The sequence below is a fragment of the Cryobacterium sp. Y82 genome, assembly GCF_002929495.1.
In the GTDB taxonomy this organism is placed as follows: Bacteria; Actinomycetota; Actinomycetes; order Actinomycetales; family Microbacteriaceae; genus Cryobacterium; species Cryobacterium serini.
The window spans coordinates 337,354-350,907 of sequence record NZ_PJJJ01000036.1 but is presented as its reverse complement, the minus strand read 5'-3'; the positions used below and the strand labels follow the sequence as shown (position 1 = coordinate 350,907).

Genomic DNA, 13,554 nt, shown 5'->3' with positions numbered 1-13,554 from the left:
GCGCGCTCATCCACCGCTGGCGAGTTCGGGTCGGCCCCGCCGGTATCCGGCGGCACACTGAGGCCATGAGCCGTCAACTGCGCGATCGTCTGGCCGCCGCGGGCCGGGATGCCTGGGCAACCGTGCTGCCGACCGAGTGCAGCGGCTGTGGTGTCGTGGACCGTGCTTTGTGCGCCGCCTGCCGGCGGGCGCTGGCGCCTTGCGTGCACCCGGTCGCCCGTGACGACGCCGTCATCTGGGCGGCACTCACCTACGAGGGTGCTGCCCGCCACGCGATCGCCGCTTACAAAGACGGCGGCCGAACGGATGCTGCCGCCGCGCTTGCGGCGCCGCTGCGAGCGGCCATCGTGGCCGCGCTGGCCGCCGTGCCCGCTGGCCGTGACGGTCGTGATGCTGTGCGTTCTGACTCCGGCCGCGGAATCCAGCTCGTGACCATCCCGTCGTCTCGTCGGGCCTGGCGTGTTCGGGGCTACCACCCGGTCGACGCCCTCCTGCACCGCGCCGGCCTGCACCCGTTTCCGGCGCTCGCGCAGCGCATCGAGGCCCTCGACCAGGTAGGCCTCGGCCGGGCGGCGCGGGCCGCGAACAAAAGCAACAGCCTCGTCGCCAGGCGTCCGCTCGACGGGGTGCTGGTGATCCTCGTCGACGACATCGTGACGACGGGAGCGACCCTGCTCGAGGCACGGCGCGCCGTGTTCGCTGCTGGCGGCATCGTCGTCGGCCTCGCGGCACTGGCAGAAACACGCCGTCTGATGCCCCCGTAGCCGCAGTCTGGGAAAACTGATCGACCAATATTGTGACTTATCTGACTCTCACGGCTACGGTGGAGTCAAAGGCGCGCAATGATCGCCCAGTTTGAGGGCGGTCCGTCAAACTGGAGGTCGTCATGGAAACTAACATCGTCGGACGCAACCTTGGGATCACTGATCGCTTCCGGGATTACGCGACCGAGAAGGCCGAGAAAATTGCCGTTCTCGCCGACAAGGCCCTCGCGCTCGAGATCAAGGTCAGTCGCCACCACGAGAAGAACGGCGCGGCCGTCGGTAACGACCGGGTCGAACTCACCCTGATCGGCAAGGGGCCGTTGGTGCGGGCCGAAGCAGACGGATCCGACAAGTACGCCGCTTTCGACGTGGCGCTGGGTCGTCTGCTTGAGCGCGTTCGCCGTGCCAAGGATCGCAAGAAGGTGCACCGCGGCGGCGCCCACCGGCCCACCTCGCTGCACGAGGCGTCCGCGGTCGGCTTCAGCGTCATCGACATCACACCGGCCAACCCCGAGACGCTCGAGCGGGTGCGCACCGGTGCGATCCCCATCGTGCAGGTGGATGCCCCCGAAGCCTCCGCCGAGGAGGAATACTGCCCCGTCGTCATCCGTCGTAAGGTCTTCGCGGCGGCTCCCATGTCCGTCGATGATGCCCTGTATTTCATGGAGTTGGTCGGCCACGATTTCTACCTGTTCCAGGACATCGAAACCAAGCGTCCCAGTGTGGTTTACCGCCGCAAGGGCTGGGACTACGGAGTCATCGAACTCGACGGTTCGGCCAGTGAGCTGCAGGAGACTGTGCCCGCTACCAGCGGGCGTGCCAACTGACCAACTAGCATTGCCTTAGCCGCCGACCAGGTCGGTGCTCTGGCATCTGCCAGACGAGAGGCGCAGGCTTGTGCTGCGGCAGTCCGATTGGGCTGTCGCAGCGCGTGCCTGCACCGTTTGACTAGTGGAGTACATTCGTGGCGTCAATTCTTGAAAAGGTTCTTCGCGTTGGTGAAGGTCGCGTTCTGCGCCGCCTGGAAAACTACGCGAAAGCCATCAACGCGCTGGAAGAAGACTTCCACGAGCTCACCGACGAGGAGCTCAAAAACGAGACCGTCACCCTGCGGGAACGGTACTCCAACGGAGAATCGCTCGATGATCTGCTGCCCGAGGCCTTCGCCGCCGTGCGTGAGGCGAGCACCCGCACCCTGGGGCTGCGCCACTTCGACGTGCAATTGATGGGTGGCGCCGCTCTTCATTTGGGCAACATTGCCGAGATGAAGACCGGTGAGGGCAAGACCCTGGTCGCCACCACTGCGGCCTACCTCAACGCGATCAGTAGCCGCGGTGTGCACGTCATCACGGTCAACGACTACCTCGCGAGCTACCAGAGCGAGCTCATGGGCCGCGTTTTCCGTGCCCTCGGTATGACAACCGGATGCATCGTCTCCGGTCAGACTCCGGCGCAGCGGCGCGAAATGTATGCCGCTGACATCACCTATGGCACCAACAACGAGTTCGGTTTTGACTACCTGCGCGACAACATGGCGTGGCAGGCCAGCGATATGGTGCAGCGCGGGCACTACTTCGCCATCGTCGACGAAGTCGACTCGATCCTCATCGACGAGGCTCGGACCCCGCTGATCATCTCCGGGCCGGCATCGGGTGAAGCGAACCGCTGGTTCAACGAGTTTGCGAGCCTGGCCAAGCGCCTCATCGCCGACGAGGACTTCGAGGTCGATGAGAAGAAGCGCACCATCGGTGTACTCGAACCCGGCATCGAAAAGGTCGAGGACTACCTCGGCATCGACAACCTCTATGAATCGGCCAACACGCCGCTGATCTCTTTTTTGAACAACGCCATCAAAGCGAATTCTTTGTTCAAGAAGGACAAGGATTATGTCGTCATGAACGGCGAGGTGCTCATCGTCGACGAGCACACTGGCCGTATCCTCATGGGACGCCGCTACAACGAGGGCATCCACCAAGCGATCGAGGCCAAAGAGGGCGTCGCGGTGAAAGCCGAGAACCAGACCCTCGCCACCGTCACCCTGCAGAACTACTTCCGCCTGTACTCGAAGATCTCCGGCATGACGGGTACGGCCGAGACCGAAGCCGCTGAGTTCATGAGCACCTACAAGCTCGGCGTCGTGGCCATTCCCACCAACAAGCCGATGCAGCGCATCGACCAGTCCGACCTGATCTACAAGAATGAAGAGTCCAAGTTTCGTCAGGTCGTTGAAGACATCGCCCAGCGCCACGAAGCCGGACAGCCGGTTCTGGTCGGCACGACCAGCGTCGAGAAGAGCGAATACCTGTCCCGGCTGCTCGCCAAGATGGGTGTGCGCCACGAGGTCCTCAACGCCAAGAACCACGCCCGTGAAGCGGCGATCGTCGCGCAGGCCGGTCGGCTGGGCTCGGTGACCGTCGCCACCAACATGGCCGGTCGTGGCACCGACGTGATGCTCGGTGGTAACGCCGAGTTCCTCGCTGTCGCCGAGATGAACGCGAAGGGCCTCAGCCCGGTAGAAACCCCCGACGAGTATGAACTCGCCTGGGACGACGTGTTCAACGCTGTCAAGGCCGACGTTAGCGAAGAGGCTGAGAAGGTCATCGCCGCCGGCGGTCTGTATGTGCTCGGTACCGAACGGCACGAATCACGCCGCATCGACAACCAGCTGCGCGGACGGAGCGGACGTCAGGGCGACCCGGGCGAGAGCCGGTTCTACCTTTCGCTCACCGACGACCTCATGCGCCTGTTCAACGCCGGTGCAGCCGAAGCCCTGATGGGCCGCCAGGGCGTGCCAGACGACATGGCGATCGAATCCAAGGTGGTCAGCCGCGCCATCCGCAGCGCGCAGTCACAGGTCGAGGGTCGTAACGCCGAGATTCGCAAGAACGTGCTCAAGTACGACGACGTTCTCAACCGTCAACGTGAGGCCATCTACGGCGATCGTCGCCACATCCTCGAAGGTGACGACCTGCACGAACGCACCCAGACTTTCCTCACCAACGTCATAGACGAGGTGCTCGACGTGCACGCTGGCGACGGCAACGGTGACGACTGGGACTTCGACGCGATGTGGACCGAACTGGGGACCCTCTACCCGGTGGGACTGACCATCGACGAGGTCGTTTCTGAGGCCGGCGACAGGGGCAAAATCAATCGCGATTTCATGCGCCGGGAGATTCTTTCCGACGCCAAGCTCGCCTACTCACGTCGTGAAGACTCCCTCGGGGCCCCAGCGATGCGTGAACTGGAACGCCGCGTGGTGCTTTCGGTGATCGACCGCCGCTGGCGCGACCACCTCTATGAGATGGACTACCTGAAAGATGGAATTGGGCTGCGTGCGATGGCGCAGCGCGACCCTCTGGTCGAATACCAGCGCGAGGGTTTCGCGATGTTCCAGCAGATGATGGGCCAGATTCGCGAGGAGACCGTTGGGTTCCTATTCAACCTCGACGTTGAGGTGACTGCCGGCGCTGGTGTCGTCGACGGGCCGGCTATCGCGGCAAAGGGACTCAGCCCGGCGGACTCATCCGACGAGAAGCTCAGCTACACCGCGCCGAGCGATTCCGGCGGAGTCGAGGTGCGCAATCAGCGCGGCCAGATTCAGCAGGCTGCCACTGATCGGGCCAGGCGCACGGCGACGGTCGCGGCGAGCGATAATGAGTCGGCAGATGCGGCTGGCCCGCCCCAGCGCGGAGCGTTTGGGCAGAAAGCCGAGGGTGCCGCCCCGGTGAACCGCGCCGAGCGCCGCGCCCAGGGCAAGAAGACGATCTAGTCCCGGCGAACGGCGACAACGCACGCCCAGTCGTGGCGTGCGTTGTCCTGGGGCGTGCTGCGCATTCGTCTGCCGGCGGTGCTGCCCGTACGTCACATGACTACGAGAACAGTGGCGCGCCAGCGCTGATCCAGGCCCTCCAACTGCACCGAGACGACGTGCGCTCGGCGTTTGTCGTACACCAGGATCACTGCGTTGAAACCGCCGGTGTCGGTTGGCCAGGTCTTGACATGGTCGATCCACAACCGTGGCCGTTCAGCGTCGATTCCTGTGATTGCTCTGGCGCGAGCAGCGATCGACACACGCACTCGCAGACGAGCGTAGACGTCGTCGGTGACCCAGCGCGCCAGTTGCTCGAGGTCCCTGGCTCCGGCGATGACTTCGACAGCCCGCAAGGCCAGGGCGCGCAGGACCTTCTCCGCTTCGGGCCGGTGCGACTGTCCAATCGGCTGTGAGCTGACTCCGCGTGCATCGATGCGGGCCTCCAAGGGGGGCACCTGCGCGCTGGAAGCGCCGGAACCAGATGACGTCATTGTTCCTCCTGATATCAAACGTGCAACTCTTGTGGCGCAAAACCTAATCAGCTTGATTACCGCGCTGTCTAGCGCTTAAAGAGCCTGTGCACAACGCGAGCGAGATCGTCCGGGGTCGGCTACTTTCGACGTGTGCGCTGGGACGATTTGTTTAATGACCTCGAAGGGCAACTCGAACGCGAGCTGCACTCCGAAGCTACTGACCTACGCCTGCAGGAAGAACGTGCGCGGTTGGACAAGCTCTCCCTGCGCACGCGATTGAGTAACGTGGTGCGGTCGGTCGGCCTCGGTGGCACGCTGCAGCTGCGCATCGTGCTGGTCTCCGGTGAAACTATCGCGGTTCGTCCGACGGCACTCGGTCGCGACTGGCTCGCGGCCGATTTACCGGGCGCCGGGAACGGTCGAGTTCAGTGTGTGATCCCTCTCTCGGCTATCGCCGGTGTGGTACTCAGCGACGAGCAGAATCTGGCCTCGATCGCGGTCGAGTCTGAATCCACCGGAAAGCTAATCGACCGCGTCGGATTCCCCTTTGTGCTCCGGGACCTGTGCCGGCGGCGGCGCAGCGTAGAGCTCGAGACCCGCGGTGGTGTCCTGGCCGGCACCATCGACCGCGTCGCGCGTGACCACCTCGATCTGGCGGTGCATCCGCTCGGAACGCTGCGCCGCGCGCCGGAAGTTTTGCATTATCGTCTCGTGCCGTTATGGCAAATTCACGTCATCCGGCTCGGATAGATGTGGATAACTTTTCCATGATTTTCCGCGGTCGGGCACGACAGTGCCCAACGCACCATCAGAAGCGCTACAGACAAGCGAGGTAACGGATGAAAACAACGCGTCCCACACGTACGCGCCGCCGGTTCTGGGTCGATCCCCGATTTGTTATCGGGCTGGTGCTGGTCGCTGCGTCGATCGCGGGAGTCGGCGCGATCGTCGCCGGCAGTGATCGCACCACGGCGGTCTACACCGCACGGCACACACTGACCGTCGGAGACCAGCTCAGGTCGGCCGACCTCGTGGAGAGCCGGGTGCAGCTCGGCGGCACGGCCGACCTGTATCTTGTGCCGGCGGCCGACCTCCAGCGCGGTCTGCTTGTCACCCAGACCATTCTGGCCGGCGAACTCGTGGCACGGTCCGCGGTCGGACAAGCGTTGGGAAGGGACGTGACCAGTGTCGTCGTTGATATCCCCGGAAGGCTGGCTGCGTCCATCGTGGCGGGCTCCGTCGTCGATATCTGGTCGGCGCGGGCAACCGGGCCCAGCGAATACGCTCCGCCGACGATTCTGGTGGGGCAGGCCGTTGTCGTACGTATCGTCGAACCGACCGGCATCATCGCGGCCGACAACGGTCAATCCGTCGAGATGCTCGTGCCCAAGGCCAGTGTGGGTGCGGTGCTGGAAGCGATCATGAACGGTGATGCCCTCGCGATCGTGCCCGTGAACACCCCGGTGGTGCCCTGATGGCCAGGCTCGCGCTCGTGCTGGACCGAGCGACCGAGCAGCAGATGCTGGCTGAGATCGTGGATTGTGGGCACAGCGTTGTCACGCGCGTTGATACCGCCCGGGAGTTCCTCGAGACGCTCTCGCATGGGCAGCCGCACGTCGTCGTCGTCAGCGGTCGCCGGGAATCCTTGACCGGCCAGCTGATCGCCGCGTGCGACGAGCGCGGCATCCGGGTCGTCGCCCTGACCGCGACCGAACAGGAGCGGCGACACGCGGCCACGCTCGGCCTGTACGAAACGGTCGCGATACCCTGCGACTGGTCGGAGATCGAAGACCTGCTCGTGTCGGGCGTTGTCGTTCCGTTGCGGGTGGGGGAACGGCATTTCACCGGCGGCGCGCTCAACACCGGCTCGGTGATCGCGGTGTGGGGCCCGTGCGGCGCCCCAGGGCGCACCACGCTCGCCATCAACATCGCGGCGGAAATCGCGGCAGCTGGCCACACTGTCGTGCTGGCCGACGTCGACACCTACAGCGCCTCGATCGCCCCGAGCCTTGGCATGCTCGATGAAGCACCGGGCTTCGCTGCCGCGTGCCGGCTGGCTGGCAGCGACAGCCTCAACCAGTCCGAGCTTGAACGCATCGCGCAACGCTACAACTCGCCCAAGGGAGCATTCTGGGTGCTTACCGGCCTCGGCAGGCCGTCGCGTTGGCCGGAACTGTCGACCGAACGGGTCACCCGCACCATCGACGCGTTACGCCACTGGGTGGACTACGTGGTGGTGGATACCGGGTTCAGTTTGGAAAGCGATGAAGAACTGACCAGTGACGTGTTGGCACCAAGGCGGAACGCCGCCACCGTCACTGCCCTGCGCGCGGCCGACCACGTCGTCGCCTGCGGGCTGGCGGACCCGGTGGGGATGGCCCGGTTTCTTCGTGCCTGGAGCGATCTCACCGAGGTGATCGGCGCCAGTACGGTCAGCGTTGTGATGAATCAGGTGCGGGCGAGTGCTGTCGGGCTGAATCCGCGGGCACAGGTCACGTCAATGCTGTTGCGTTTCGGCGGCATAGAATCATCGATTCTGGTGCCGCACGACCAGGGTGCCCTGGACGCGGCGGTATTGACCGGCCGAACCCTGCGGGACGCGAGCCCGAAGTCTCCGGCGCGCGTGAGCATCCGTCGTTTTGTTTTGGAGGACCTGATCGTTCTTGCTGCCACGGAATCCACGCGGATGCCGCGGCGCGTCAAGTGGCGGGCACGAAAGGCAGCCCCGGTCATGTGAGGCCACGGCGATGTGAACCCACGGTTACACCTAGGCTATGGAGAGTGTCGACGCTCAGTGATCTCGTACTTGCCCAGGGCCGCAGCAGCGCGGAAGACGTGGACTGGCTGCATATGCTGGTCGCGGACGGCCAGCTGCTGGCCGACCTCGCGTTCGCGGATATCGTCGTGTGGGTTCCGACGACCTCCGACAGTTTCGTCGCGGTAGCGCACGCGCGTCCATCGAGCGCGGCCACCCTGTTTTATCGGGACTTCGTAGGCCAGCACATCAAGGCGGAGTGGCGCAACCAGGTCACTGAAGCCTTCGAGACCGCGAAGATCGTCGACCGCAATGCGCCGGCCTGGTTCGAGGAGACTCCCACCCGCGTGCGGGCCATTCCGGTGCTGCGCCGGCTGAGCACGAGCGGGTCCGAAGTGACGGCTGCCCCGGTGGCGGTGCTCACCCGCCACACCAACCTGAGTGAGGCGCGCACGCCGAGCCGTCAGGAATTGACCTTCAATGACTGCGCGAACGACCTTTTCGCTATGATCGCCTCCGGCGACTTTCCCGATCTCGGGGCGCCGACCGGTCCGCGCCGCGGCGCGCCGCGCGCGTCCGACGGCCTGCTGCGTCTTGACGTCGACGGCCTGACCACCTTTGCCAGCCCAAATGCGCTTTCCGCGTTCAACCGCATGGGTTTCGCCGAAGAGCTCGAGGGGGAGTCGCTCGCCGAGGTCACCACGAGCCTGCTCACCGGCACCGCCGTCGTCGATGAGTCGCTGCCCCTGGTCGTCACCGGGCGGGCGCCGTGGCGCACCGATATCGAGGCGCGCGGGGTGACGGTGTCGCTCCGCGCGATTCCCATTCGCAATCGCGGAGAACGCGTTGGTGCAATCATCTTGTCCCGCGACGTCAGCGAGCTGCGCCACCAGGAACGTGAGCTCATCACCAAGGATGCGACCATCCGGGAGATCCACCACCGGGTTAAGAACAACCTGCAGACCGTGGCCTCCCTGCTGCGCATCCAGGCGAGGCGCACCCAGTCCGACCGGGCGCGCGAGGCACTGACCCAAGCGATGCGGAGGGTTGCCGCCATCGCCGTTGTGCACGACACCCTGTCGGAGGGGCTCAGCCAGATCGTCGACTTCGACGCCGTCTTTGAACGGGTATTGCTGTTGACGGTGGAGGTGGCATCCGCTCACAATACGACCGTGCACCCGAAGTCCTTCGGCAGCTTTGGCACCCTGCCAAGCGCCTATGCGACGCCGCTCGCGCTCGTGTTGACGGAGCTTGTCACCAACGCGGTCGAGCACGGACTCGCCGGACGTGAGGGCGAAGTGTCGATCGAGGCGCAGCGCAGCGACGAGACCCTCACCGTCATGGTGCGCGATACCGGTGCTGGCCTACCGGAGGGCAAGGTGGGCTCCGGCCTCGGCACGCAGATTGTGCGCACACTCATTCAGGGCGAACTTGGTGGCACCATCGACTGGCACACCATGATGGGTAGCGGTACCGAGGTGACGATCGAGATCCCCCTGCGGTTCATGCAGGAAGGCTAGTCCCCGCCTCTTTTGGGATGGGGCCCGGGCCCGAACCGCGAGACCAGTTTATAGACTGGGCCCGCGGCCATAAGTTGGGCCCGGGCCCGGGCCCGGGCCCGGGTGCGGGTGCGGATGCGCGCGGTCGCATGGCCTGCTGGCGGGCACAAAAAAACGAGCCAGCGGCCGCCGGGAGTACCGGACGGCCGTAGGCTCGCGTTCTGGGTTGCGCTGGCTACTAGGAAGCGCGGCGGGCGCGTGCAGCGCGACGTTTGAGTGCGCGGCGCTCGTCTTCGCTCAGACCGCCCCAGACTCCCGAGTCCTGGCCGGTTTCGAGTGCGTACTGGAGGCACACCTCGGTGACGTTGCATCGAGCACACACTGATTTTGCCTTCTCGATCTGGTCCACTGCGGGTCCAGTGTTGCCGACCGGAAAGAAAAGTTCCGGGTCAGCGGTGAGGCAGGCAGCTTTATCGCGCCAGTCCATAGGGATGCTCCTTTTATTACATGGGTGCACGGCCGAGTGGCCAGAGTTGCAGGGGTGATGGCCGGTTGCAGGAAAGTGGAATCTGCGCGATAACCGCGTCGAAACAGCTCACGTCCCTGTGAGCGTCAACCGGGCCTCAAATATCGTCCCATAATAGAGGTATCAAATCAATAGTTCTGTATGGTTTTTCGCTGTGAACAGCGACTCTGGTGCGCGGCGCCCAGCCCGGATCGACCTCCGGGCTATTCGGCGTACCCCCTTATTGGGGGTACTGATCGCACTCCTCGCCCTGGAAGCCCTCGCCGTGTGGGCATTAAGCGCCTGGTGGGTGCTCGAACTGCTCATCGCCACGCCGAACTCGGTGGGAGCCTCGCTCGCCCTGTTGGCCCTCATCGTTGTCGCTGCCCTGTGGGTCAGTGCGATCACGGTCGGCGCTCTCCGTCGGCGTCCGTGGATTCGCGGCGCTGCAGTTACGTGGCAGCTCGTACTGGTCATGATCGCGATCGGTTGTTTTCAAGGGATCTACGCTCGGCCTGACGTCGGCTGGGCACTCCTGTTGCCGTCCATCATCGTGCTCATACTGGTGTTCAACCCGCGTGTCGTCGCCGCGACGAGCCACGAACCCAAGCCCGAAGCCGACTGAGCGGCGCTGTGCGGGCCGTGAAGACCCGATCAGGCCGCACCCGACTAGTCGATGCCGAGCTTCTTGCGTAGGCTCGCTACGTGGCCCGTGGCCTTGACGTTGTACAGGGCGTGGGTGATGATTCCGGCCTCATCAAGCACGAGCGTCGACCGCAGCACGCCGGTCACGATCTTGCCGTACAGGTTTTTCTCCCCATAGGCCCCATAGGCGCGGTGCACGGCGAGGTCGGTGTCGCTGAGCAGTGGAAAGTTCACCGCGTCGTGCTCCTGAAACTTCTTAAGCTTGGCCGGAGCGTCTTTCGAGAGTCCGAGTACCTGGTAGCCAGCCGATTTGAGCGATCCGAGGTTGTCGCGAAAATCGCAGGCCTGGGTCGTGCACCCGGGGGTCATCGCGGCCGGGTAAAAATAGACTACGACCTTGCTGCCCGCGAAGTCGGCCAACGAAACGGATGCCCCGTCCTGGTCGGTCAGGGTGAACTGGGGGGCCGTGTCGCCGACTGCAAGGCGTGCTGAATTCGTCATCCTTCCATCGTAACTGCGCCGGCGATACGAGCTCAGCGAGCGGGCGCGAAGGTGGCGAGAAGGCGCTGCAGGGAGTCCAGACGCACCCGGCCGGTCTCGCCGAGTTCATGAGCCTCGACAGCCTCGATGATGGCGCAGTCCGGCGAGTTCGGCAGGTGCGTGCAGCCGCGCGGGCAGCGCTCGGCGATCGTTGCGAGATCTGTGAAGGCCTTGAGGATGTTGTCGGTGTTGATGTGCCCAAGGCCGAAGGACCGCACACCGGGAGTGTCAATGACCCAGCCGCGGCCGGCATCCGTTTGAAGGCGCAGCGACACGGTCGACGACGAGGTATGGCGGCCACGCCCGGTGACGGTGTTGACGACGCCGATAGCCCGGTTGGTGCCCGGTACCAGCGCGTTTACGAGAGTGGACTTGCCGACTCCGGAGTGCCCGACGAAGACGGTGTCGTGGCCGACCAGCGCCGCCGAGATCGCTTCGATCGGCATGCCGCCCTCGCCGCTTTGAAACACGGGCAAGTCGAGGCCGGCGAAATTGGCCAGGAATACTGAGGGGTCGGCCAGGTCGGTCTTGGTGACGCACAGGATGGGCTTCACGCCGGCGTCAAAGGCCGCGACCAGATACCGATCCACCAAGCGGATGCGCGGTTGGGGGTTGGCTGCAGCGACCACGATCAGCATTTGATCGGCATTGGCCACGATCACGCGCTCGACGGCGTCGGTGTCGTCGGCGCTGCGCCGCAGCAGGGTGCCCCGCGGCACGATTCGTACGATGCGCGCCAGGCTGCCTTCGGCCCCGGTTGTGTCGCCGACGATGTCGACCCGGTCGCCGTTGACGACGGCCTGCTTGCGCAGTTCGCTGGCCCTGGCGGTCGTAATGCGCCGCTCGGTGGGCAGGTTTTCATCGAGCATGACCGTGTAACGGCCGCGGTCGACCGAGAGAATGCGCCCGGTCAGGGCGTCCTCATGGCTTGGACGGGTCTTGGAGCGGGGTTTACTGCCCTTGCGGCCGGGACGCACGTGGACGCTGGACTCGTCGAACTCGGGTTCGTCGTCGTCGGCGGAGGCCCACCAGGTGTCGCCGGGATCTCCGGCGAGGTCGGCGTAATCCGTGTCGGCGTTATCCGTGGACGCTGCGTCGGTGACCACATGCTCGCTGATCCGATCCAGATCGTCGCCCTCGCCCAGGGAACTCTGGTTACCCGTCACGGGCATCTACAGCGCCGCTACGGTGATCATCGCATGCCACAGCTCGGGAAACTGGGGGAGGGTTTTTGCGGTGGTGCCGATATTCTCCACGTCGACGCCGGGTACCGCGAGACCGATCAACGCGCCGGCTGTCGCCATGCGGTGGTCGTCATAACTCAGCCACTGGCCGCCGTGCAGGGGAGCCGGCTCGATCTGCAGGCCATCGGGCAGCTCGGTGACTTTTCCGCCGAGCCGATTGATCTCGGTAGCCAGCGCGGCGAGGCGGTCGGTCTCGTGGTTGCGAATGTGCCCGATTCCGGTGATCGTGCTCGGCGTCTCGGCCAGGGCAGCGAGGGCGACGAGGGTGCAGGCGAGCTCGCCGCCGCTCGAAAGGTCCAGGTTGACGCCGAGAATGCGCTGGCCGCCGGTGGCGGTGAGGCGATCGCCAACGCGGGTGACCGTCGCGCCGAATAGTGGCAACAACTGCTCGAGGTCGGCGCCTACCTGAGTGGTCGTCTGCGGCCAGCCGGTGATGCTGACGCTGCCGCCGGCTACGAGCGCGGCGCAGAGGAACGGTGCGGCGTTGGAAAGATCGGGCTCGATGTCGACCGTACGACCCGCGAGAAGACCGGGTTCGATGATCCATTCGCCGACGTTCGGCGTGGCCACGATGACCCCGCGAGCGCGCAGTACCTCGATGGTCATCTCGATGTGCGGCAGGCTGGGCAGCCGTTCACCGGAGTGGGTGAGGTGCAGCCCCTGGTCGAACCGTGCCCCGGCCAGCAGCAGGCCGGAGACGAACTGGCTGGACGTGCCCGCGTCGATGGTGGTTGCGCCTCCAGTCACCGCTCCGCGGCCGTGAACGGTGAAGGGCAAAGTGCGTTTGCCATCGTCGTTGATGTCACCGCCGAGGTCGCGCAGCGCGCCAATGATGGGACCCATGGGGCGACGGCGGGCACCGACATCGCCGTCGAACGTGGTCGGGCCGAGGGCGAGGGCGGCCAGCGGCGGCAGAAAACGCATGACGGTGCCGGCCAGGCCGCAGTCGATCGTGGTGGAACCAAGCAGTTCCTCGGGCGGGGTCACCAACAGGTCGGAGCCGAACGCGCCGGCGCCGGCCACCGCCTCGATCGTGGCGCCGAGCTGGCGGAGCGCATCGACCATGAGGTCGCTGTCGCGGGAGTGCAGCGGCGACCGCAACAGGGATGGTTCGCTGGCCAAAGCGGATGCGACGAGCTCCCGGTTGGTCAACGATTTCGAGCCCGGCAAGGCCAGCACAGCCTGCAATGGCGCGTCCGTGCTCGGCGCCGGCCACCAGACCTCTTCCTCGGTCGGTGAATTGTCGCCGTACGGATCGAACTCCGGCTTGGAATATCTCGAGATCAGCATCGGTTATCAGAATAGTCGGTGATAA

At 65.0% G+C, this 13,554-nt stretch carries 13 protein-coding genes; 8 read left to right on the top strand and 5 right to left on the bottom strand.

The window, feature by feature from the left end:
* Nucleotides 1-65 precede the first annotated feature (65 nt).
* From CXY70_RS15195 to secA, 3 genes are all read left to right on the top strand, one after another.
* Entirely contained in the window at nt 66-764 is a 699-nt protein-coding gene (locus tag CXY70_RS15195) for a ComF family protein (protein ID WP_104193158.1), read from the top strand.
* Between the two features lie 122 nt (nt 765-886).
* Entirely contained in the window at nt 887-1,591 is a 705-nt protein-coding gene (gene hpf, locus CXY70_RS15190; protein ID WP_104193157.1) for a ribosome hibernation-promoting factor, HPF/YfiA family, read from the top strand.
* A 137-nt stretch (nt 1,592-1,728) separates the two neighbouring features.
* Nucleotides 1,729-4,536 carry a preprotein translocase subunit SecA gene (gene secA / locus CXY70_RS15185; RefSeq protein WP_104193156.1) on the top strand — a complete coding sequence of 936 codons (2,808 nt, stop codon included), beginning with the start codon at nt 1,729-1,731 and terminating at the stop codon, nt 4,534-4,536.
* A gap of 92 nt (nt 4,537-4,628) precedes the next feature.
* On the opposite strand, the gene CXY70_RS15180 is transcribed toward secA, so the two are convergent.
* Nucleotides 4,629-5,069, bottom strand: coding sequence for an Rv3235 family protein (locus CXY70_RS15180; protein ID WP_104193155.1), 441 nt, complete (start codon nt 5,067-5,069; stop codon nt 4,629-4,631).
* A 132-nt stretch (nt 5,070-5,201) separates the two neighbouring features.
* Here CXY70_RS15180 and CXY70_RS15175 point away from each other — a divergent pair, with 132 nt between their 5' ends.
* The 4 genes from CXY70_RS15175 (at nt 5,202) to CXY70_RS15160 (ending at nt 9,326) form a co-directional block, all read left to right on the top strand.
* Nucleotides 5,202-5,801, top strand: coding sequence for a hypothetical protein (locus CXY70_RS15175; protein WP_104193154.1), 600 nt, complete (start codon nt 5,202-5,204; stop codon nt 5,799-5,801).
* A gap of 89 nt (nt 5,802-5,890) precedes the next feature.
* On the top strand, nt 5,891-6,526 hold the full coding sequence (locus CXY70_RS15170) for a hypothetical protein (protein WP_104193153.1): 636 nt from the start codon (nt 5,891-5,893) through the stop codon (nt 6,524-6,526).
* Nucleotides 6,526-7,788 carry a regulator gene (locus CXY70_RS15165; protein ID WP_104193152.1) on the top strand — a complete coding sequence of 421 codons (1,263 nt, stop codon included), beginning with the start codon at nt 6,526-6,528 and terminating at the stop codon, nt 7,786-7,788. Before CXY70_RS15170 ends, CXY70_RS15165 begins: the two co-directional genes overlap by 1 nt.
* 44 nt (nt 7,789-7,832) lie before the next feature.
* A complete protein-coding gene (locus CXY70_RS15160) occupies nt 7,833-9,326 on the top strand; it encodes a sensor histidine kinase (RefSeq protein ID WP_104193151.1) in 1,494 nt (497 codons plus the stop codon).
* A 217-nt stretch (nt 9,327-9,543) separates the two neighbouring features.
* Here the strand turns inward: CXY70_RS15160 and CXY70_RS15155 are convergent, their stop codons facing one another.
* On the bottom strand, nt 9,544-9,792 hold the full coding sequence (locus CXY70_RS15155) for a WhiB family transcriptional regulator (RefSeq protein WP_035837005.1): 249 nt from the start codon (nt 9,790-9,792) through the stop codon (nt 9,544-9,546).
* A gap of 193 nt (nt 9,793-9,985) precedes the next feature.
* Between CXY70_RS15155 and CXY70_RS15150 the strand changes: the two genes are divergently transcribed.
* Nucleotides 9,986-10,435 carry a hypothetical protein gene (locus CXY70_RS15150; RefSeq protein WP_146066149.1) on the top strand — a complete coding sequence of 150 codons (450 nt, stop codon included), beginning with the start codon at nt 9,986-9,988 and terminating at the stop codon, nt 10,433-10,435.
* 44 nt (nt 10,436-10,479) lie between these two features.
* On the opposite strand, the gene bcp is transcribed toward CXY70_RS15150, so the two are convergent.
* The 3 genes from bcp to aroA are packed head-to-tail and all read right to left on the bottom strand — an operon-like array spanning nt 10,480 to nt 13,529.
* Nucleotides 10,480-10,956: a thioredoxin-dependent thiol peroxidase gene (gene bcp / locus CXY70_RS15145; RefSeq protein ID WP_104193149.1), complete on the bottom strand. Its 477-nt coding sequence runs from the start codon at nt 10,954-10,956 to the stop codon at nt 10,480-10,482.
* A 32-nt stretch (nt 10,957-10,988) separates the two neighbouring features.
* A complete protein-coding gene (rsgA, locus tag CXY70_RS15140) occupies nt 10,989-12,167 on the bottom strand; it encodes a ribosome small subunit-dependent GTPase A (RefSeq protein ID WP_104193148.1) in 1,179 nt (392 codons plus the stop codon).
* On the bottom strand, nt 12,168-13,529 hold the full coding sequence (aroA, locus tag CXY70_RS15135; RefSeq protein ID WP_104193147.1) for a 3-phosphoshikimate 1-carboxyvinyltransferase: 1,362 nt from the start codon (nt 13,527-13,529) through the stop codon (nt 12,168-12,170).
* Nucleotides 13,530-13,554: the final 25 nt, after the last annotated feature.

What these genes read in the sequence shown, in the direction of transcription:
- CXY70_RS15195 (WP_104193158.1), top strand. Translation starts at nt 66, where the DNA reads ATGAGCCGTCAACTGCGCGATCGTCTGGCCGCCGCGGGCCGGGATGCC.
- hpf (WP_104193157.1), top strand. Translation starts at nt 887, where the DNA reads ATGGAAACTAACATCGTCGGACGCAACCTTGGGATCACTGATCGCTTC.
- CXY70_RS15180 (WP_104193155.1), bottom strand. Translation starts at nt 5,069, where the DNA reads ATGACGTCATCTGGTTCCGGCGCTTCCAGCGCGCAGGTGCCCCCCTTG.
- CXY70_RS15170 (WP_104193153.1), top strand. Translation starts at nt 5,891, where the DNA reads ATGAAAACAACGCGTCCCACACGTACGCGCCGCCGGTTCTGGGTCGAT.
- CXY70_RS15165 (WP_104193152.1), top strand. Translation starts at nt 6,526, where the DNA reads ATGGCCAGGCTCGCGCTCGTGCTGGACCGAGCGACCGAGCAGCAGATG.
- CXY70_RS15155 (WP_035837005.1), bottom strand. Translation starts at nt 9,792, where the DNA reads ATGGACTGGCGCGATAAAGCTGCCTGCCTCACCGCTGACCCGGAACTT.
- bcp (WP_104193149.1), bottom strand. Translation starts at nt 10,956, where the DNA reads ATGACGAATTCAGCACGCCTTGCAGTCGGCGACACGGCCCCCCAGTTC.
- rsgA (WP_104193148.1), bottom strand. Translation starts at nt 12,167, where the DNA reads ATGCCCGTGACGGGTAACCAGAGTTCCCTGGGCGAGGGCGACGATCTG.
- aroA (WP_104193147.1), bottom strand. Translation starts at nt 13,529, where the DNA reads ATGCTGATCTCGAGATATTCCAAGCCGGAGTTCGATCCGTACGGCGAC.